Genomic DNA, 21366 nt, shown 5'->3' on the forward strand with positions numbered 1-21366 from the left:
AGCGTGGGAGACGACCGGAACGAGGGGGCGGTCGTGTCTCTCGAGGGTCTGCAGGTACCACTGACGGGTGCGCAGCGGCCGCTGTGGCTCGCGCAGCACCTCGATCCGGACGCGGCTTTCACCATCGCTCTTCACGTCGACATCGACGGGCCGATCGATCACGCGCGACTCGAACGCGCGATGCACGCCGCGGGCACCGAATCCGGACTGCGCCAGACGCGCATCACGGGCGCGACGGACGACGAGCCGACTCTGACCTTCGTCGACGACGCCGTGATGAACCTCGACACCGTGGACCTGCGCGACGAGTTGGACCCGACCACCGCGGCCCGGGACTGGATGCAGAACGAGTTCCAGAGGCCGGTGGACCTCTACGGAACGACCCTCGTCCAGTGCGCCTTCGTTCGCGTGGCGGACGACCACACGTACCTCTATCTCCGCGCCCATCACCTCGTCCTCGACGGCCAGGGCGCGTTCACCCTCCTGACGCGGATCGCCGGCCACTACTCCGACTCCCTCGCCGACGGATTCGGACCGACGCCTGATGCCGCACTGCGCATTCATGATTCGGAAGTCGCCTACCGTGAGTCCCGGCGTCACGACACAGACCTGGCGCACTGGTCGGATCACCTCGCCGACTTCACCGGACCCACCTCGATGTCGACGAATCCGCCCAGCGCTCCCCGCCAACCGAGGGCGACGCGGGTGCCGTGGGCGCCCCCCGCCGGGACGGTGAGCGACCCGCTTGCCGTGGTGGCCGCACTGGCCGTCCACCAGTCACGGGTGCTCGACACCGCCGACGTGATGCTCGGATTCCCGGTGACGGGCCGCACCACCGCGGCACTGCGCGCGACCGCCGGCATGATGGCCAACCTCGTGCCTCTCCGACTGCGTGTCGACGACGACACGGCGGTACGCGATCTGGTGGCGCGCGTGCGGCAGGAGATCACCGGAGCCCTACGTCACCAACGGTTCCGCGAGTGGGACCGCATCGTCGACGCCGAGGCGAGGCCGTACGGTGTCTCGTTCGGTCCGGTGGTCAACATCATGCCGTTCGTGGCCCCGTTGACCTTCGACGACGTGGTCGCTCCGGTCACCATCTTGTCGTCGGGCCCCGTTCACGACACGGCGGTCACCATCTACCCCGGCGACGCCCTCACGTTCGACATCCAGTGGAATCCCGAGCGTTACGACGACTCCGACATCGAGCGCCACGGCACACGACTCACCCGCCTGCTCGACGGCATCCTTCGAGCCGACGACGACACCACCGTCGGCAATCTCCCGTTCTTCGGGGACGGCGAGGAGGTCGATCTGCTCTCCCGTACGGGCGGTCCCGCGCCGTCACTGTCGACGCTCGGCGACCTGCTGGCACAGGTCGTCGGCCGACGCCCGGACGCACTCGCTCTGCGCGAGAAGTCCACCACCCTGACGTATGCGGAACTGGACGTGGCGTCGTCGCTGCTGGCGAGGACGCTGGCGGATCGAGGAGCCGGGCCGGGAACGGTGGTGGCGCTGGCACTTCCGCGCTCGACCGAGTACCTGGTCGCTCTCTGGGCGGTGGTCCGCACCGGTGCAGCCTTCCTCCCGGTCGATCCGGCGGCGCCGTCGGAGCGGCTCGACCGCATCCTGACCGACTCCGCAGTGCTGCTCGGCGTCACGTCCCGTGATCACGTGGCCGACCTCCCGATCGGCGTCCAGTGGACCACCGCCGCCGACGCGGCATCCGAGCCTCTGCCGTGGATACGCCCGGCCATCTCCGACCTGGCTTACGTTCTGTACACCTCCGGGTCGACCGGTCGACCCAAGGGTGTGGCGGTCACGCACCACGGGGTACACGGTGTCGTCGCGGCACACAGAGCGCGGGCCGACGACGCCGCGGCTCGGGTACTGGCCGTCGCGGCACCGACGTTCGACGCGTCGATCTCGGAAATGCTGCTCGCCGTGGCACTGTCGGCCTGCCTGGTCGTCGCCGACGATCGCTCGTACGCCGGGGCACCCCTTCAGGACCTCCTGCATGACGAGAAGGTCACCCACGCGATCCTCACGCCGCGCGTTCTCGGGACTCTCGATACGGACGGACTCGAGTCGCTGCGGTGCGTCCTCAGCGTCGGCGACGTGCTGCCTCCCACCCTCGCAGCGCGGTGGGCGCGCGGCCGCCACCTGTACGACGACTACGGCCCCACCGAGGCCACCATCTGGGCCACCGGCACCGGTTGCCTCGGCGCCGAGGATCGCGTCACCATCGGACGACCGCTCCCCGGAGTCGGTGCAGCAGTGCTCGACTCGCGCCTACGCCCCGTCCCGATCGGCGTGCCGGGCGAGCTTCATCTCAGCGGGCCCGGTCTGGCGCGCGGATACGTCGGACGCCCGGCGGAGACGGCGGTGCGCTTCGTGGCCGGCCCCGACGGCTCACGTCGCTACCGCACGGGCGACCGGGCGCGGTGGACTCGTGGCGGCGACCTCGACCACCTCGGCCGAACGGACGCCCAGGTCAAGCTCCGCGGCCAGCGCATCGAGCCGGGCGAGATCGACACCGCGCTGCGCGGGGCACCGGGGGTTGTCGACGCCGCCACGATCGTGCGCCGCGACGGAGAATCGGAGCAGCTGGTCTCCTACGTGACCGGTGACGCCGACCCCGCGGCCGTGCTCGCCGTCGTCGCCCGGATGCTGCCGAGTTATCTCGTTCCAGCACATATCGTTCCGGTAGCGGCGTTGCCTCTCACCGCGTCGGGAAAGCTCGACGTTGCAGCGCTTCCCGAGCCCGACCGTCGCTCACGCACCTCGAGTGCTCCCGGCTCCGACATCGAGCATGCCCTCGTCACCGCCGTGTCGCAGGTGCTCGCGCGCACCGACATCGGAGTCGACGACGATTTCTTCGCCCTCGGCGGTGACAGCATCCTGTCGATCCGACTGGTCTCCGTAGCCGCGGCCGCCGGCGTCCGAGTCAGCGCTCGCGACGTGTTCGAGCAGCGCACAGTCGCCGCGCTGGCACGCGTGGCGGACCGGATGTCGCAGTCCGTCGAATCACCGGACGACGGCGTCGGACCGGTGGTGCCGACGCCGATCGTGCGCCACCTCCTGGGCCGCGGCGGCAGCCTGAATCGATTCGCACAGACGCTCACCGTGGCGCTCCCCGTCGGCATCGACCGACAGTCGTTGGTGGACACCGTCACTGCCGTCGTCGATCACCACGACATGCTGCGGGCCGTCCTGGTCCGCGACACCGACGGCGCCCACCTCGACGTCCGGCCGAGAGGCGCGGTCGACGTCGACGCGCTGATCCGGCACGTCACGGACGAGGCCGACGTCGTCGACGACGTGGTGCGAGAGCTCGATCCGGAGACCGGAACAGCACTGGCACTCGTCTGGTCGGACTCCGGACCGCAGGTGAGCGGCCGCCTCGTGATCGTGGCGCACCACCTGGTGATCGACGTCGTCTCCTGGGGAATCGTCATCGCCGATCTCGTCGCAACGTGGGCCGGTCGTGGTGAAGCCTCTGCGACGTTGGATCCGGTGCGCACGTCGATGCGCCGGTGGGCCACCGGCCTCATGTCGCACGATGCCACCGACCGCCTTCCGTACTGGCGGTCCGTGCTGCAGGGTCCGGATCCTGTTCTCGGGCAACGACGCGTCGATCCCGTCGACGATACGGTCGGCGACGCCACCGTCCGCGACCTCACCTTCACCCGCGAGATCACCGACGCCGTGATGACCCGCGCACCGCACCTGTTCCACGCCGGACCCACCGACGCGCTGCTCGCCTCGCTCGCTTTGGCGGTCGCGGTGTGGCGATCGTCCACGACCGACACGGGCCTGCTGCTGCAACTGGAAGGCCACGGCCGCGAGGATCACCTGGTTCCGGGCGCCGACACCGCGCGCACCGTCGGCTGGTTCACCACCGTGTTCCCGGTGCGCCTCGATCTCACCGGACTCGACTTCGACGACGCCATGGCCGGAGGATCCGCTGCAGGAGAGGCGATTCTACGCGTCAAGGAGCATCTCGCGGCCGTACCCGACCACGGAGCGAGCTACGGACTCCTCCGGTACCCGGCGGACGGTGTCGCCGACGAGTCACTGCACTGGACTCCGCAACTGTCGTTCGCTCACCTGGGTCGGATGTCGACGGCAGAGACGGGCGACTGGCTCCCGGTCCCGGACGTCTCTCCCTTCGCCGGTCCGCGCGCCGAAGATCTGGGTGCCGCGGCCGCACTCGAGATCGACACCGTCGTCGTCGACGGCGTCCTGGTCGGACAGGTGTCGCACCTCCCCGACGCGGTGTCCACGGAGGACGTGACCGCGCTGCTCGATCTCTGGGTCTCGGCCGCCACGGCGATCGCGCGCCACCTCGACGATCCGCGTGCCGGTGGCCACTCCCCCTCGGACTTTCCGCTCGTTCGCGCGTCGGGCGCCGATGTCGACTCGTGGACTGCTCGTCATCCCACCCTGACCGACGTGCTCCCCACCGCTCCGTTGCAGTCCGGCTTGCTGTTCCACGCGCAGCTCGCGGACACGACCGTCGATCCCTATGTCGTGCAGACGATCCTGCGGGTACGCGGAACCCTCGATTCCTCACGTCTACGCCGGGCAGCACAAGCACTACTCGATCGGCACGACGGGCTCCGGGTGGCCTTCGCCGCGACATCCGACGGCACGGACGTCCAGGTGGTCGTCGGCGGCGTCTCCGTCCCCTGGACCGATCTCGACGTCGCCGGTGATCCCGACCCCGGTGCGGTGATCGACGCGTTCCTCGCGCACGACCGCACCGTGGGTTTCGACGTCGCGGCTGTCCCGTTGATGCGATTCGCGTTGTTGCACAGCATGTCCGACGAGTACACCGTAGTGCTGACTCACCACCACCTGATCCTCGACGGCTGGTCGCTGCCGATCGTCCTCGGCGACCTGCTCACGTCCTATGCGGGAGACACCCGCACTCCGGAATCTTCGTCGCTGCGGCGCTATCTGCAGTGGCTGGGCGACCGTGACACGGCAGCGTCCGTCACTGCATGGACGCAGGCGCTGGCGGGCCAGGAGGAGCCGACTCTGCTGGCTCCCGCGATCAGTGAGCACGCCGCGGCCGTACCCGGGCAGCGGATCACCACCCTCGACCCCGACCGCACCGCCGCCGTCGTCGCGCGGGCCACCGACATGGGCGTCACGACGAACACCTTCGTCCAGTTCGCCTGGGGTGTGGTTCTGGGATCAGTTCTCGGCCGCACCGATGTCGTGTTCGGTGCCACCGTGTCGGGTCGACCGCCCGAGCTTCCCGGTTCCGCATCCATGGTGGGGCTCCTCATCACCACGGTGCCGGTCCTCGTCCGACTGGAACCGTCGACGTCCCTGCGTGAGTGCGTCGCACTACTCCAGAAGGAGCAGGCGGCGCTGATGGATCATCATCACCTCGGCCCCGCGACGATCGAGGCGGCAGTCGGCGCCGGCGCCCGCTTCGACACCTCTCTCGCCTTCGAGTCCTACCCGGTGGATCACGCTGCGTTGACCGCTCTCGCGGGCGACCTGACGGTGCTGGGCGTCGAGGCGCGCGACGCTACCCACTACCCGCTGTCGATCGCCGTCGAGATCGGGGACGAGCTGATCCTGCGCGCGACGCACCGCACGGACGCTGTGGACGGCACTGCGGTGGATCGGATGATGGACCGTGTCGTCCGTGTCCTCACCGCGGCGGACGTCGATCGCCCCGTCGGCGAGATCGACCTGCTGTCACCGGACGAGCGACGCATCATCTCGGGGTGGAACACGAAGGACCACACCGTCCCTCCGTCCACGCTGATCGACCCGTGGGAAGATCACGACGGCAGCCGTATCGCGTTCTCGCACGGCGACACTCGGGTCTCTCGGGGAGACTTCGCGGGCCGTGTGCATCGACTCGCGCGCTACTTGGTGTCACACGGAGCGGGTCCGGAGGTCGCCGTCGCCGTGGCCGTCGAGCGCTCGATCGATCTGTTCGTGGCCGTGCACGCCGTGGTGGCGACCGGTGCGCACTACGTTCCGATCGACGCCGACCACCCCGTCGATCGCCTGCGGCACGCACTACGGGAGTCCGGCGCCCTGTTCGGCCTCGTCACCGGGTCCACGCCACTGCCCGACGTGATCCCGTGGATCGACATCGCCGACGTGCCCACCGCGGGACTGTCCGCCGAGCCGCTCACCGACGCCGAGCGACTGTCGCCGCTGCGCCCGGACCACCTCGCCTACGTGCTGTTCACGTCGGGCTCCACGGGGCTCCCCAAGGGCGTGGGTGTCTCGCACGCCGCCATCGTCAGCCACCTGCAATGGCGAGCGGAGTTCGTCGGCCTCACCGCCGACGACGTCGTCCTGAACAAGACGCCCGCCACGTTCGACGTGTCCCTGTGGGAGTTGTTCCTGCCGTGGCACGTCGGAGCCGAGGTGGTCGTCGCGGATCCGGGTGCCCACGGCGACGCCGATGCCATGGTGGAGCTGATCGCGCGTCGCTCGGTCAGTGTCGTGCATTTCGTTCCGTCGATGCTCGCGCTCGTCGCGGACGCACCGGGCCTGGCCGCCTGCACATCCCTGCGCACGATCCTGTCCTCGGGAGAGTCGTTGCTTGCCAGCGTTGCCGACTCGGTACGCGCTGCACTGCCCGTGACCCTGGTGAACCTGTACGGACCGACCGAGGCGGCGGTGGACGTCACCGCCCACGTGGTCACCGACGACGACACGACCGAGGTACCGATCGGCAGGCCCGTGTGGAACACGACCACGCTGGTTCTCGACGCCGCCCTGCGGCCCGTGCCGATCGACGTGGTGGGCGAGCTGTACCTGGGCGGTGACCAACTCGCCCGGGGCTACGCGAACCGCCGTGCGCTGACGGCCGAGCGGTTCGTCGCCGCACCGGGCGGTCGACGTCTGTATCGCACCGGGGACAGGGTGCGCTGGACGGCGTCCGGTGAGCTCGTCTTCGTCGGCCGGACCGACGACCAACTCTCGGTCCGGGGCGTCCGCATCGAACCGGCGGAGATCGAACACGTCCTGACGGCGCTGCCCGAAGTCGACCGCGCCGTGGTGACGGCACGCGGTGATCGACTCGTCGCTCATATTGTTGCAGCGCAGAGCTTCTCAGATATCGCAGCCAGCGCAAGGTACGCACTGCGATCCGCACTCCCCCGTCATCTGGTTCCCGACGACGTGGTCGAGATCGGTGCGTTACCGCTCACCGCGTCGGGCAAGGTGGATCGACGCCTTCTCGGCGCTCGGACGCTGCCGGGTCACGCCCGCACTCACCGCCTGCCGAGCACCCCGACACAACGGCTTGTCGCCGACGTCTTCGACGCCGTCCTGCAGCCCGACGGCCCGGTGGGAGCGGACGACGACTTCTTCGGTCTCGGCGGAACATCGCTGACGGCGGCGCGCGCAGTGGCGCGTATCCGGTCGACCACCGGACGGGAACTGTCCCTCCGCACCCTGTTCGACGTCTCGACCGTGGCCGGGCTGGCCGCACTGCTGGACTCCGCGGCACCGGATGCAAGCGTCGTGCGTATCGGGGGCGAACGCCCCGCGACCCTTCCCTTGTCGTTCGCGCAGCAACGCATGTGGTTCCTCGATCGCTACGAGCCCGGCTCCTACGTCATGCCGTTGGCACTGCGGATGCGCGGGGACCTCGACACCAGCGCGCTCACCGCGGCCCTGGACGATCTGGTGGCACGTCACGAGATTCTGCGGACCGTCTACGCCGACCACGACGGGACTGTCGAGCAGATCGTGCTGCCTCCTGCGTCACGCAGGGAGCCTCCGGTCACGACCATCGACCTCGACGACCTGCCCGACCGCCTCGAGTCGGCACGGTTCGCTACCTTCGACCTCGCGACCGAACCGTCCCTCCGGGCGGAGATACTGCGTATCGACGACGCGGACCACGTCCTGCTCCTGCTGCTGCACCACATCGCCGCGGATGGTGTGTCGCTCACGCCGTTGGCGCGCGACCTACTGTCGGCCTACGACGCTCACCGATCCGGACGTGCGTCGACCCGCTCGCCGCTGCCCGTGCAGTACGCCGATGTCGCTGTGCATCAACGCCGTACCGGCGTCGACGAGCAGGCGACCACCTGGTGGGCGGATCGCCTCGCCTCGCTGCCCGACGTGCTGGACATGCCGACGGACAGGCCACGGTCCGAGCAGCCCACACGGATTAGTGGACGGGTGTCGCTGGACATCGATGTCGCCACCGTGTCCAGCCTGGCCGACCTCGCTGCGCGACACCGCGGGACGGTGTTCATGGTGGTGCACACCGCGCTGGCCGTGGCCCTGTCACGGTGGACCGGGAGCCGCGACATCGCCGTGGGAACACCGGTGTCCGGGCGACCGGATCCCATCCTCGACGACCTCGTGGGCCTGTTCGTCGACACCGTCGTCCTGCGCACCGCGATCGACCCGGCGGAGTCCTTCGCACAGGTGCTGGCGAGAACACGCGACGAGACTCTCGACGCGTTCGTACATGCGGCCGTTCCGTTCGACCACGTCGTCGACATCCTGGGTACCACCCGCACGTCGGCGCACCACCCCGTGTTCCAGGTGATGGCGGCGTTCCAGGACGAGGATCCCGTGCGCGGCCGCAGCGACATCGAGGTACTCGATGTGGGTCCCGCGCCGGCCACGTTCGACCTCACGCTCGATGTCCGCCCTCGGGCCGGCGGCCTCGCCTGCGTCCTGACGTACGCGCGTGATCTATTCGATCACGCCACCGCGCAACGCTTCTGCGACATTCTGCAGCGAGTCCTGACGTCCGTCGTCACGGACTCCGACATCCCAGTGGGCGATCTCGAGATCAGGGACCCGAAGGAATCCGGCCCGGCGACCCACCCCCTCGCACGATGCGAACCTCTGACACTCCCTCAGCTTCTCGACCGCGCTCCGGACGGTATCGCGATCGTCGACGGCGACACCGAGCTCACCCGTGCGGAGTGGGCGCAGGCCTCGAACCGGTGGGCTCGACACCTGATCTCGCTCGGGGTCGGTCCCGACACCGTGGTGGCCGTGGCGCTCACACGGTCGGCCCAGTACCTCACCATGATCGCTGCGATCAGCCGCGCCGGCGGGGCATTCCTGCCGATCGATCCCGGACAACCGACCGACCGACTCGAGCAGATACTCACCGAATCGGCGGCCGCCGTGCTCGTCGTGTGGACGTCGGATTCGCTGTCCGACATCGGCTGCGACGCCACGCGGGTCGTCCTGGACGATCCGGCGACCGTCGATGACGTGACCACCTCGTCCGACGAGGCGATCACCGACGAGCACCGCCTCGCACGACTGAACCCGGATCATCTGGCGTACGTCATCTACACCTCCGGATCGACCGGGCGGCCCAAGGGCGTGGCGTTATCGCATCGAGGACTGCGCAATGCCGTCGAGGATCAGCGCAGTCGTCACGAGTCGGTGGCCGACGCCCGTGTCCTCGCCGTGTCATCCACGACGTTCGACGCCTCGGTCGGCGAGCTGCTGATCGCTCTCGCGATGGACGCGGCACTCGTCGTCGCGCCGGACGGCGTCTTCGGCGGAGCAGAACTCAACGCGCTCATGCGTCGTCACCGTGTCACTCACACTCTGATGACTCCGCGCGCGCTCGACGTGACGACGGATGCCGGCCTGGAGCACCTCGGTGTCGTCATGTCCGCGGGTGAGGCGTGCCCGCCCTCCCTCGTCGAGGCCTGGGCACCGGACCGTCGGATGAGCAACGTCTACGGTCCGACCGAGGCGACGGTCTGGTCGACGTCGGCGACCCTGGAACCCGGTCGACCGGTGACCATCGGCACGGCTACCCTCGGTGTGGACGCGATCATCCGCGACAGTCGTCTGCACGCAGTCCCGAGCGGCGTCGTCGGCGAGTTGTACCTGGCGGGAGAGCAACTCGCTCGCGGTTACCTCGGCCGCCCTGCGCTGACGGCGTCTCGGTTCGTCGCCGCACCCGGCGGTGCACGCACGTACCGCACCGGAGACCTGGTGCGGCTGAACGCTGCCGGGGACATCGTCTACCTCGGACGGGACGACCACCAGGTCACCCTCCGCGGTCTGCGCATCGAACTCGGGGAGATCGAGTCGGCCCTGAACGCCGCGCCCGGCGTGGGCACGGCGGTGGCGGCCGTGCACGAGGAGCGCATCGTCGCGTGGGTGAGCGCCGCCGACGGTCGCTCCGCAGACGCCGTGGACATGGCCGAGGTGACCGCCGCGGCGACCCGCGCCCTGCCGCGCTACATGGTGCCCACCGTCGTGACCGCGGTGGATGCGATGCCGCTGACGACGTCGGGGAAGCTCGACCGTGCGCGTCTACCGCGCCCGTCGGTCACCGTGGCGGCGTTCCGTGCCCCCACGTCGCCACTCGAGATCGAGGTCGCGTCCGTGTTCGCTACCGTCCTCGACCGCGAGGATCCCGTGGGGCTGGACGACGACTTCTTCGTGCTCGGTGGACAGTCGCTCAGCGCGACGAGAGTGGCTGCACGACTGGACACCTCGGTGAGGACTATCTTCGATGCCCCCACCGTCGCTGCCCTCGCGACGCGACTGACAACCGAACCTTCGCCGCCCACACGCTCGACGTTCCGGCGTCCGACTGTTCGCCCCGATGTCCTGCCGCTGTCGTTCGCGCAGCAACGAATGTGGTTCCTGAACACCGTGACACCCGACTCGGGATATGTCATTCCTCTCGCGCTGCGCCTGCGTGGACTGCTGGATCACGACGCGCTGGCGGGGGCGCTCGCCGATGTGGTGGAGCGACACGAGATTCTCCGCACCGTGTATCCGGCACCGGACGGCGTGCCGCGCCAACGCGTGCTCCAGGCCGGCGAGGTGACCGTCCCGTTCGAACATGTCGTCGACGAGCCGTCGGCCGACGTGCTCGAGCGCATCGCGTCGGCCCCCTTCGATCTGGCCACCGAGCTTCCGATCCGCGCAGCCGTGGTCTCCGTCGCCGAGGACGACCACGTGCTGGCGATCTGCCTGCACCACATCGCCGCCGACGGATGGTCGTTGGCCCCGCTGACCCGCGACATCACCGCGTTCTACGGCGCCCGCCGATCCGGTCTGCCCGCGGCCCTCGAGGCGCTTCCCGCGCAGTACGCCGATCACGCTGTGTGGCAACACGATCACGCGATCGAGATCAGGGAACGATCGTCGTACTGGACGGACCGGCTTGCCGGCCTTGCGGATGTTCTACCCCTCCCGACCGACCGACCTCGACCACTCATCGCGACCCATCGTGGCGCCCGCGTCCCGATCACGATTCCCGACGACACCGTGGCGGCCCTGCGCTCCCTCGCGACCGCGCAACGCGCCACCGTCTTCATGGTGGTGCAGGCCGCCTGGGCGATCACGCTGTCCCGCATCACCGGACGCGACGACATCGTGGTCGGCACGCCGGTCGCCGGACGCGGCCAGGAGGATCTCGACCAGCTGGTCGGCATGTTCGTCGACACGGTCGTGCTCCGATCGACCGTCACGCCGGGGGCGACGTTCGCGGCTCTGCTGGACGATGTCCGGGAGTCCACGCTGTCGGCGTTCGCTCACGGCGACGTGCCGTTCGAGCTGATCGTGGACGCTCTCGACCCGGTTCGCTCGACCTCGCATCATCCATTGGTCCAGGTGATGTTCGCGTTCCAGAACCAACCGCCGCCCACCCTCACCGCCGCCGGACTCGAGATCGGTGTTCTCGACCCCGGACACGTGTCGGCGGCAGTCGATCTCACCCTCGACCTGACGGACGGCGAGCGCGGACTCCACGGCGCCCTGACCTACGCGGTGGACCTGTTCGATCACCGCACCGCGGCGCGCATCGGCGACATCCTGCTCCGCGTTCTCGACGGAGTCGCGCGTCGACCGTTCGAGCGCATCGGTGCCCTCGAGATCCTGCATCCGTCGGAGCGGGCTCTGCTGCTCTCGCAGCACGGCAGCGCGGGCCTACCGCCGCGCGTGCTCCCCCGATTGCTGGCCGACGCTGTCGCCGGGAACCCCACCGGACCGGCAGTGATCGCCGACCGGACCCTGACGTACGACGAGCTCGATCGGCGATCCAACCGGTGGGCACGCGTGCTGGTCGGCGCCGGTGCCGGCCCCGGATCGGTGGTCGCCCTCGCACTGCCTCGATCGTTGGACCAGATCACCGCGGTGTGGTCGGTCGCCAAGACGGGCGCCGCGTTCCTACCGGTCGACCCGTCCGGGCCCGCGGAACGGTTGTCGCACATCGTCACCGAGGTCGGCGTGCTCCTCGCCGTCACCGCCGGAGGCCCCCTGGCCGATCTGCACTCCGTGTCGGTCGATTCGCTGGACGATGCCGTCACGAGCGAGGCAGCCGTGACGGCCGACGACCGTCTCGGAGCCATCCACCCGGACACGCTCGCGTACGTCATCCACACGTCCGGCTCGACGGGAGTTCCCAAGGGCGTGGGCGTGACTCATCGCGGTCTCGTGGACGCACTCTGGGATCAGCGTCTGCGCGGCGTCGGGGACGCACGAGTGCTCGCCGTCGCCTCGCCGACCTTCGACGCGTCGATCGCCGAACTCCTCATCGCACTGTCCCTGTCGGCACCGCTCGTCGTCGCACCGCCCGACGTCTTCGGCGGACCGGCCCTGGAGCGACTCGTCGCCGACAGCGCGGTGACCCACGCTCTCATCACGCCGCGCGTCCTCGAATCGATGACGCCGGAACATGTTCCCGGCCTGCGATCGTTGGTCACCGCGGGTGAGGCATGCCCGCCGGCTCTCGTCGCACGCTGGGCGCCGGGCCGACGATTCTTCAACGACTACGGACCTACCGAGACCACGATCTGGGCCACCAGCCAGGGACCACTGCGACCCGACGACGCGGTGACCATCGGCCGACCGGTGCGCGGAGTGGGCGCCCACGTGCTCGACACGTTCCTCCGTCCGGTCCCGATCGGGATCCCCGGCGAGCTGTACCTCGAGGGCGCTCACCTCGCCCGTGGGTACGTCGGCCGTCCCGCGTCGACGGCCGAGCGGTTCGTCGCGTCGTCGCACGGCACCCGCCTGTACCGCACCGGGGACCGGGTGCGGTGGACGAGCACCGGGGAGCTGGACTACCTCGGCCGCAACGACTTCCAGGTCAAGCTCCGTGGACTGCGAATCGAACTGGGAGAGATCGACGCAGCGGTGACCGCACACCCGGGCGTCGAGCGCGCCGTCGTCCTCGTGCAGGACGATCACCTCGTCGCCTACGTCGTGGGAACCGATGTGGAGGCAGATCGCCTCCGGCAGGCCGTGGCACGCACGCTTCCTCGGTACATGGTGCCCACCCACGTCGTGGTCCTCGACGAGTTCCCACTGACATCGTCGGGCAAGCTCGATCGGCGCGCGCTACCCGAGGTCAGCGTTACCAGCGCACCGCACAGGCCCGCCGTGACATCGGAGCAGCGGCTGGTTGCCGAGGCGTTCGCCGCGGTGCTGGACCTGACCGAGAGTCCGGGTCTCGACGACAACTTCTTCGATCTCGGCGGACATTCACTCACCGCAACCCGAGTGGCTGCTCACGTGTCCGTCGCGGCGGCGCGCGAGGTGTCCGTCCGATCCGTCTTCGACCACCCGACGGTCGCCGCGCTGGCGGGCAACCTCACCGAGTCGCCGGCATCCGTGCGACCGGCCCTGACGACGGCGCCGCGACCGGATCGCGTGCCCCTGTCCTTCGCGCAGCACCGCATGTGGTTCCTCAACCGCATCGACGCCGACCGCGGAGGCTATGTCGTCCCCATCGCTCTGGCGCTCACCGGACGACTGGACGTCGAGGCGTTGCAGTCCGCGCTGGGCGACGTGATCGACCGTCACGAGATCTTGCGGACGGTCCACCCCGCGATCGACGGCGTTCCCCACCAGGTGGTCCTGCCGAGCGTCGACGTACCACTCTCTGTCGTGACCGTCGATGCCGACGCAGTACCCGACGCCGTACGCGACGCGATCGCCGTGCACATCGACGTCGTCACCGATACTCCGCTGCGCGCAACGCTTCTCGTGATATCGCCGACCGAGCACGTGCTGGTTCTCGTCGTGCACCACATCGCGGCGGACGGATGGTCCATGGCACCGCTGACGCGCGACGTCGTCACCGCCTACGGTGCGAGAGCGCGGGGACGGCGACCCGACCTGTCGCCGCTGCCCGTGCAGTACGCCGACCATGCGGTGCGGCAACGGGCGACCCTCGGGTCGCCGGAGGACCCGTCCTCCCCGGTCTCGCGGCACCTCGCGTACTGGCTCGACCGGCTCGCCGGTCTCCCCCTGGACCTAGCACTGCCGACGGACCACCCACGCCCGAGAACGCCGTCGCACCAGGGTGATCGAGTGCACGCCGTGATCGACAGGGACGCGATGACGGCGCTCGCAGCCGCCGCCCGTGCCCACGACGTCACCCTGTTCATGCTCGCGCAGACCGCGCTGTCCCTGGTGCTCGCGCAGTGGGCGGGTACCGACGATCTCGCCATCGGGACGGCGGTCGCGGGCCGCGACGACCCTGCGCTCGACGAGACGGTCGGCATGTTCGTCGACACCGTTGTCCTGCGTACCACCGTCGACTCCGAGCGCTCCGTCGCCGATCATCTCGCCGCGGCACGCGAGACCACGCTCGACGCCTTCGCCCACGCGGCACTGCCGTTCGACCTACTCGTGTCGGCGCTGGATCCGGTGCGGACCACGGCGAGTCACCCTGTCGTGCAGGTGATGCTGACTCTCCAGAACGTCACCCCGCCCACGTTCCCGACGACCGCGCCGACGGTCGAGGTCCTCGACCTCGGTGGCACCTCAGTCCAGTTCGACCTCTCGATGACCCTGACCGAGGACGACGGTCGTCTGCTGGTCGATCTCACCTACGCCACCGAGCTGTTCGAGCGCAGCACTGTCGAACGCGTCGTGCGGCGCTTCGTGCACACCCTGGGGTCGATGAGCCGGGACACCTCCGTCTCGGTGCGCGACCTCGACACGGTGGAGCCGTCCGAACGCATCGACATGTCGACTCGTGTCGGTGCGCCGGCTCTCCCTCCGCGGACACTCGATCGCATCATCGCCGACGCACGCGTAGCTCGTCCGGACGCCGTCGCCGTCCGCACCGACGACGTGGACGTGACCTACGCCGAGATGGGAAGCCGTGCACACCGTCTCGCCAGGGAACTGATCGCGTGCGGTGTCGGACCCGATGCCGTCGTCGCTCTCGCGCTACCCCGGTCGATCGATCATCTGGTGTCCGTCTGGGCCGTGGCCGCCGCGGGTGCGGCGTTCCTGTCCGTGGACACGTCCCACCCGACCGAGCGCATCGCCCACGTCCTGCGGGACTCCGATGCGGTCATCGTGGTGACGACGGCCGACCGCGCCGGGCCACTCGGACCTGCCGCTCCGTGGATTCCGCGACTCGTGCTCGACGAACCGGACGTGGTCGCAGCACTGTCCCGTCACCGCGACGACGACGTCGTCGACACGGAGAGACGTGCGACGCTGCAGCCGACGTCGGCCGCCTACGTCATCTACACGTCCGGCTCCACGGGACGGCCCAAGGGCGTCACGGTCACCTACGCGGGTCTCGCCGATGCCGTGGAGGATCAGCGTCGACGATCGGTTCCCGGCGCGGCACGGGTCCTCGCCGTCGCGTCCCCGACGTTCGACGCGTCGATCGCCGAGATGCTCATGGCGCTCGCCCACGTCGCCACCCTGGTTCTCGCTCCGCCGACCGTGCACGGCGGTACCGAGTTGTCGGCACTGATCCGCCGACAGCGGGTGACCCACGCGATCATCACCCCGCGGGTACTCGAGTCCCTGTCCCCGGCCGGGCTCGACTGCGTGGGCGTCCTCGTCGTAGGCGGCGAGGCCCTGCCCGACTCGGTCGCCGCCACATGGTCGGTCGGGCGCGAGATGTACAACGACTACGGCCCCACCGAAACGACGATCTGGGCCAGTGCACACGGCCCGATCTCCAGCGATCGGCCGGTCGGTATCGGGGCCCCGGTACGCGGTGTGGGGGCGGTAGTCCTCGATGCGCACCTGCGGCCGGTCCCGCTCGGCAGCGTCGGCGAGCTCTACCTGACGGGTTCGCACCTCGCCCGCGGGTATGTCGGACAACCGGCGCTCACGGCTGCTCGCTTCGTGCCGGCACCGTTCGCGGGGCCCGGTGAGCGGATGTACCGCACGGGCGACCTCGTGCGGTGGAACTCGTCCGGGGAGTTGTCGTTCCTCGGCCGTACCGATTTCCAGATCAAGCTGCGCGGGTTACGCATCGAGCCCGGAGAGATCGAGAACGCCGCCCTCGCCCATCCGGGGGTGACACAGGCCGTGGTGATCGCGCATCGCGACGCGGGCACCGGTGCCGAACATCTGGTGGCCTACGTGAGCGGCGATGCGCTCGACGTCACCGCCGTGAGGGACGTCGTGGCGGACCGCGTGCCGCAGTACATGGTGCCGACCCGCATCGTCGCGATGTCCGAGCTCCCCCGCACGACGTCGGGAAAGCTCGACCGGGCTGCCCTTCCCACGCCGACGTTCGCGCCGACGGCGTACCGCGCGCCCTCGACTCCGACCGAACACATGGTGGCGGACGCCTTCGCCATCGTCCTGGGGCTGGGGCTCGTAGGACGCGACGACGACTTCTTCGCCCTCGGTGGCACCAGCCTGTCGGCGACGCGGGTGGCCGCTCATCTCGGTCGCGCCACCGGGGTGGACCGGGTGCTGAGACTGCTGTTCACGCACGGCACCGTCGTCGCGATCGCGGAGCACCTGGACCGCGAAGACGACGACGAGTCCCTCGCCTCGTCCGAGGCCGTGGCACCCGTCATGCGACTCGGCGGAGGCGACGGCCTCGCACCGGTGTTCTGCATCCACCCGATGATGGGACTCGCCTGGCCCTACTTCGAGCTGGGCAGACACCTCGAACCGACGCGGCCGCTGTGGGGCGTGCAGACACCGGCCGTCGCCGATCCGAATTTCGCGCCGGCGACGATGGCCGAGGTGGTCGACCGTTACGTCGCCGAGATCCGTCGAGTCGATCCGGACGGGCCGTACCACCTCGTGGGCTGGTCGGTCGGCGGCGTGCTCGCCCATGCCGTCGCAGCCCGCATGGAATCGAGCGGTCTCCCCGTCGCGTCCCTCACGCTCCTCGACCCGGTACACAGCGTCGTCGCGGGCAGCGATGTGAAGAAGGCCCAGGCGGACGCCATGTTCGGCGCCTACCAGCACCTCACCGAGGATCTCGCCGACATGACCCCCGACGCGCTGTGGGCGGTGTGGTCGGCAATGGGCGGAGATCAGCTCCCGGTCTCGGACATCCAGGCCCGCCTGATCACCAAGGCGATGCTCACGCTGTTCGCCCTCGTCGACGATCACGTGCCGGAGTCCTTCGGCGGCGAGGTACTCATGATCGACTCGGACGTCACCGCCGACCAGCTGGGGCGCATGTCGGAGTTCTGGGCTCGGTACTGCACCGGACCGATGACCGTCGAATCCGTTCCGTGGCGCCACGGCGAGCTCCTGTCGAGCGAAGCGGTCGCCGATCTCGGACCGCTGGTGAGCCGCTGGCTGCCGTACCGCGATCGCGTGCCCCACAGCGACGTGGCCGGCGCGATGGTTACTGTCGACGAGTGAGTCGATCCGCCGAGAGCACCGTGCCCGACGACCAGTTCCACCTGGCGGGAGCGTGGAACTTCCGCGACACGGGCGGTCTGCGCACCACCGACGGGTCCCGGACACGCTCCGGCGTGCTGTTTCGATCGTCCGCTCTCACCCACCTCACCGACGACGGTCGACGCGCGCTGACGGATCTCGGCGTCACCGACGTCTTCGACTTCCGCGGGGAGGCCGAGGTGCGCCGACTCGGGTCGGATCGCACGCCCGCGTCGGTACGGGTCCACGCGGTCCCGTACATCCCCACGGAGGCTGCACCGCACGAGCGGACCACTCGCGCCGCCACCGCCCGCGAATACCTCGACGGCGCGTACCGCGCGTTCCCGACCCTGCCGGGCGCCCGCATCGCCATCAGGTCGGTCGTCGACGCGGTCAGCGGTGGCTCCGCGGTCCTGGCGCACTGCGCCGCCGGGAAGGACCGCGCGGGGTGGACCGTCGCGACAGTGCTCCGCGCCGCCGGCGTCGTCGAGGACGACATCGTCGCCGACTATCTACGCAGCGCAGCAGCAGTGGACCCGTTGCGGCAGCACATCGTCGACCACGCCGACGTGAGCGCCGACGATCTCGACGACGACCTGCTCGGCGTGCGTGAGGAGTACTACCGCGCAGGTCTCGACGCGATGACCGCCGCGCACGGCTCGTTCGAGGGGTACCTCGACTGGCTCGGCATCGACGCCGATTCCGTGGCTGCGCTTCGGCGCGCGCTGGTGAGCTAGCGGCCGGTGTAGGTCGCGTTGCCGGGGCCGAGGTCCAGGAATGTGCGCACCGCGCCCTGCAGATCCTCGGTCTCGAACAGTGCACCCGAGACCGCGGACGTCATCGAATCAGCGTGTCGCACACCGCCCGACCGCCAGGCTCCGATGATCTCCTTCGTCGCGGCGTGGGCACGGGTGGGTCCGTCGGCCAGCCGTGCAACCAGTGCCCGCGCTGCGGTGTCGACATCGTCGTGGACCTGGTTGACCACACCCCACTCGCGCAGCGTCTCCGCCGAGTACAGGTCGCCGGTCATGACGAACTCCCGGGCACGGCCGCTGCCGGCGCGCTCCGCCATCCGCTGCGGTCCGCCCATCGACGGGGTCAGGCCCACCACGGTTTCCACGAGCCCGAACTTGGCCTTCGGTGACGCCAGGATGATGTCGCACGCCAATGCGATCTCGAGGGCGGCCGTCAGGGTCAGGCCGTGGGCCGCGAAGACCACCGGGCAGGGCAGTGACTCGAGGGGATGGGCGATCGCGTCGAACAACCCTTCCCACAATCGCGTTCCCTCGGCTTCGGACAACCCGTCGAACACGTGCACGTCGACACCGCCGGAGACGACCTTGCCCTCCGCACGCAGCAGAACTGCGCGGGGAGGGCTGGCCACCAGATCGGCGATGTCGGCGGTGACGGCGTCGAACATGGCCTGGTCGAACAGGTTCAGCGGACCGTGCGCGAACGTCAGGGTGGCGACCTCCGCACCGGCGTCGGTCGTCGTGCGTTCGAGTCTGGTCGGCTTCTCGCTCATCGCCGAATCATGACACGGGCGTCGTACCCACCGGGACGGCCGGTTCCGCTTCTCGGGACGCGACCGGCTTGTCGACGACAGGTGCACCGCCGAAGGACGGGCGGGCGTAGAACGCGGTGGCAACGGCGCCGATGAGCAGCACGGCCGCGGGCAGGTACAGCGACTGGCCGAGTGCCGTGGCGAAGGGGGCTGCCACCTCGGCCGGAATGCGACCCGCCGACAACTCGGCCGACGCCCCGGCAGCACCGGCGAACGGCACCTCCGCGGAGATACGTGACTGCATCAGGACACCGATGCCCGCACTGCCGAGGACGGATCCGATCATGCGCATGGTGTTGTAGACGCCGCTGCCGGCACCGGCCTGCGACATCGGCAGGTTACGGGTTGCCGTGGCGCCCAGCGGGGACCAGATCAGCGCGTTGGCGACGCCCATCAGCGCGATCGGCATCAGCAGTCGGACGATGGAGGCGGTGGGGGTCATCTCCATCGCCAGCCACACGAGCGCGACGGTCAGCAGAGTCAGACCCGATCCCGCGATGTAGCGGGGATGCACGCGGTCCACCAGACGACCGACGTTGGGAGCGAGGACGCCGGTGAGCACGGCCATCGGCACGAACAGCAAGGCCGACCGAGTGGGGGTCAAGCCGGTCACGCTCTGGGCGTAGAACATGATCGGCAGCATCATGCCGGTCATGGCGAAGCCCATCGCCGCGATGCCGATGGTGGACAGCGAGAAATTACGGTCGCGGAACAGTCCCAGCGGCACCAACGGCTCGTTGCGGTTACGTGACTGCCACACGACGAACGCCGCGAAGACGATGATGCCGGCGCCGATCGAGGTCCAGATCCACCCGTTCCAGTCGTACTTCTGTCCCTCCTGCAATCCGAAGACGATGAAGAACAGACCGACGGCGGACAACACGACGCCGGGGATGTCGAACTTGTGCTCGTTGGTGGGGAGCGTGGGGACGAACTTGACGGCGAGCGCGATGGCGACGACACCGACCGGAAGATTGATGAAGAAGATCCATTCCCAGCCGAACGCGTCGACGAGGACCCCGCCCAGCAGAGGACCGACCAGCGTGGCGACGCCTGCGACGGCACCCCAGGCGCCCATGGCCGCTCCGCGCTTGTCCTTCGGGAAGATGCGCGTGATGACGGCCATCGTCTGCGGCGTGATCATCGCTGCACCGAGACCCTGGACGGCACGAGCCGCGATCAGCATCTCGATCGATCCCGACACTCCGCACCACAGCGACGCCAGCGTGAAGACGACGAGTCCGGCGATGTAGAGGTTCTTGGGTCCGAAGCGGTCACCCAGGCGACCGGTGACCAGTAGTGGCACCGCGTAGGCCAGGAGGTACGCGCTGGTCACCCAGATCACGTTGGAGATGTCGGTCTGCAGTCCCTCGAGGATCGCGGGTTGCGCGACGGCGACGATGGTCGTGTCGACCAGAATCATGAAGAAGCCCAGGCAGAGCGTCCAGAGTGCGACCCAGGGGGACGCCTCCTTCGCAGTAGGCACGGTGGTGCTGGTCATCATCGATCCTGTCGTGTCATGTGGTGGTGTTTCTCGGCGATGATCGCGTCGAGCCAGGGAAGGCGTCCGGTGTCGATGTCGTCGACGAATGCCCGGAGCCAGGCGAGTTCGGCCTCGCGGAGTGCGACGGTGTACTCCAGGCCGACGGAGAAGAGTCTCGGGGAATGCCGCGCGGTGATCGCGGCGGTCATGATGCGCATCTCGTCGAGGTCCTTCCCGAGATGCGCGATCCGCTCCCGGACCAGCGCGGACACCTCGGCGGCCGGCAGGTTGTGCGACTCCGAGAGGGCGAGCGTGAATTGTGAGTACTCGGGAACCGGAGTTGCGAGCAGAGTGCGGAGGGTTGACGTCAAGGCATCGCGCCCCGACTGGGTGACGTCGTAGGTGGTGCGCTCCGGCCGATTGCCCTCGCGCTCCGTGCCGACCGCGACGATGTGATCTGCGGCCGCCAGCCGGTCCACTGCGTGATAGAGCGATCCGGGTCTGACCTTGAGCAGCCTGTCGTCGTTCCGCTCGAGCAGGAGTTGATACATCTCGTAGGGGTGCATCGGCCGCTCGAACAAGCACGCCAGGACGGCGATCCCGAGAGTGCTCACCTGCGTTCCCACGATTCCCCCCGGCCGTCTCATATATTCCAGTTGGAATATACGGCGCCGAATACTTGCGACGCAAACGGCCCGACTACCGTGGA

General features: G+C 69.3%; 5 protein-coding genes. 2 read left to right on the forward strand and 3 right to left on the reverse strand.

Annotation, left to right across the window (positions count from 1 at the left end; all coding sequences use genetic code 11):
• Positions 1 to 3 precede the first annotated feature (3 nt).
• Both ASG64_RS11295 and ASG64_RS11300 read left to right on the forward strand, forming a co-directional pair.
• A complete protein-coding gene (locus ASG64_RS11295; RefSeq protein ID WP_056073655.1) occupies positions 4 to 17592 on the forward strand; it encodes a non-ribosomal peptide synthetase in 17589 nt (5862 codons plus the stop codon).
• Positions 17589 to 18347 (forward strand): tyrosine-protein phosphatase, encoded by a 759-nt coding sequence (locus ASG64_RS11300; protein ID WP_042574876.1) that lies wholly within the window; start codon positions 17589 to 17591, stop codon positions 18345 to 18347. The genes ASG64_RS11295 and ASG64_RS11300 overlap by 4 nt, the downstream gene beginning before the upstream one ends.
• Here the strand turns inward: ASG64_RS11300 and ASG64_RS11305 are convergent.
• The 3 genes from ASG64_RS11305 to ASG64_RS11315 are packed head-to-tail and all read right to left on the reverse strand — an operon-like array spanning position 18344 to position 21271.
• A complete protein-coding gene (locus ASG64_RS11305; RefSeq protein ID WP_042574877.1) occupies positions 18344 to 19135 on the reverse strand; it encodes an enoyl-CoA hydratase/isomerase family protein in 792 nt (263 codons plus the stop codon). The two genes, ASG64_RS11300 and ASG64_RS11305, sit on opposite strands and share 4 nt — an antisense overlap.
• A gap of 7 nt (positions 19136 to 19142) precedes the next feature.
• On the reverse strand, positions 19143 to 20675 hold the full coding sequence (locus ASG64_RS11310) for an MFS transporter (protein ID WP_056073658.1): 1533 nt from the start codon (positions 20673 to 20675) through the stop codon (positions 19143 to 19145).
• Positions 20675 to 21271 carry a PadR family transcriptional regulator gene (locus tag ASG64_RS11315; protein WP_235579574.1) on the reverse strand — a complete coding sequence of 199 codons (597 nt, stop codon included), beginning with the start codon at positions 21269 to 21271 and terminating at the stop codon, positions 20675 to 20677. The genes ASG64_RS11310 and ASG64_RS11315 overlap by 1 nt, the downstream gene beginning before the upstream one ends.
• Positions 21272 to 21366: the final 95 nt, after the last annotated feature.

Origin of the sequence: Rhodococcus sp. Leaf247, assembly GCF_001426185.1 — a bacterium.
Lineage (GTDB): Bacteria > Actinomycetota > Actinomycetes > Mycobacteriales > Mycobacteriaceae > Rhodococcoides.

What these genes read in the sequence shown, in the direction of transcription:
- ASG64_RS11305 (WP_042574877.1), bottom strand. Translation starts at nt 19,135, where the DNA reads ATGAGCGAGAAGCCGACCAGACTCGAACGCACGACGACCGACGCCGGT.
- ASG64_RS11310 (WP_056073658.1), bottom strand. Translation starts at nt 20,675, where the DNA reads ATGACCAGCACCACCGTGCCTACTGCGAAGGAGGCGTCCCCCTGGGTC.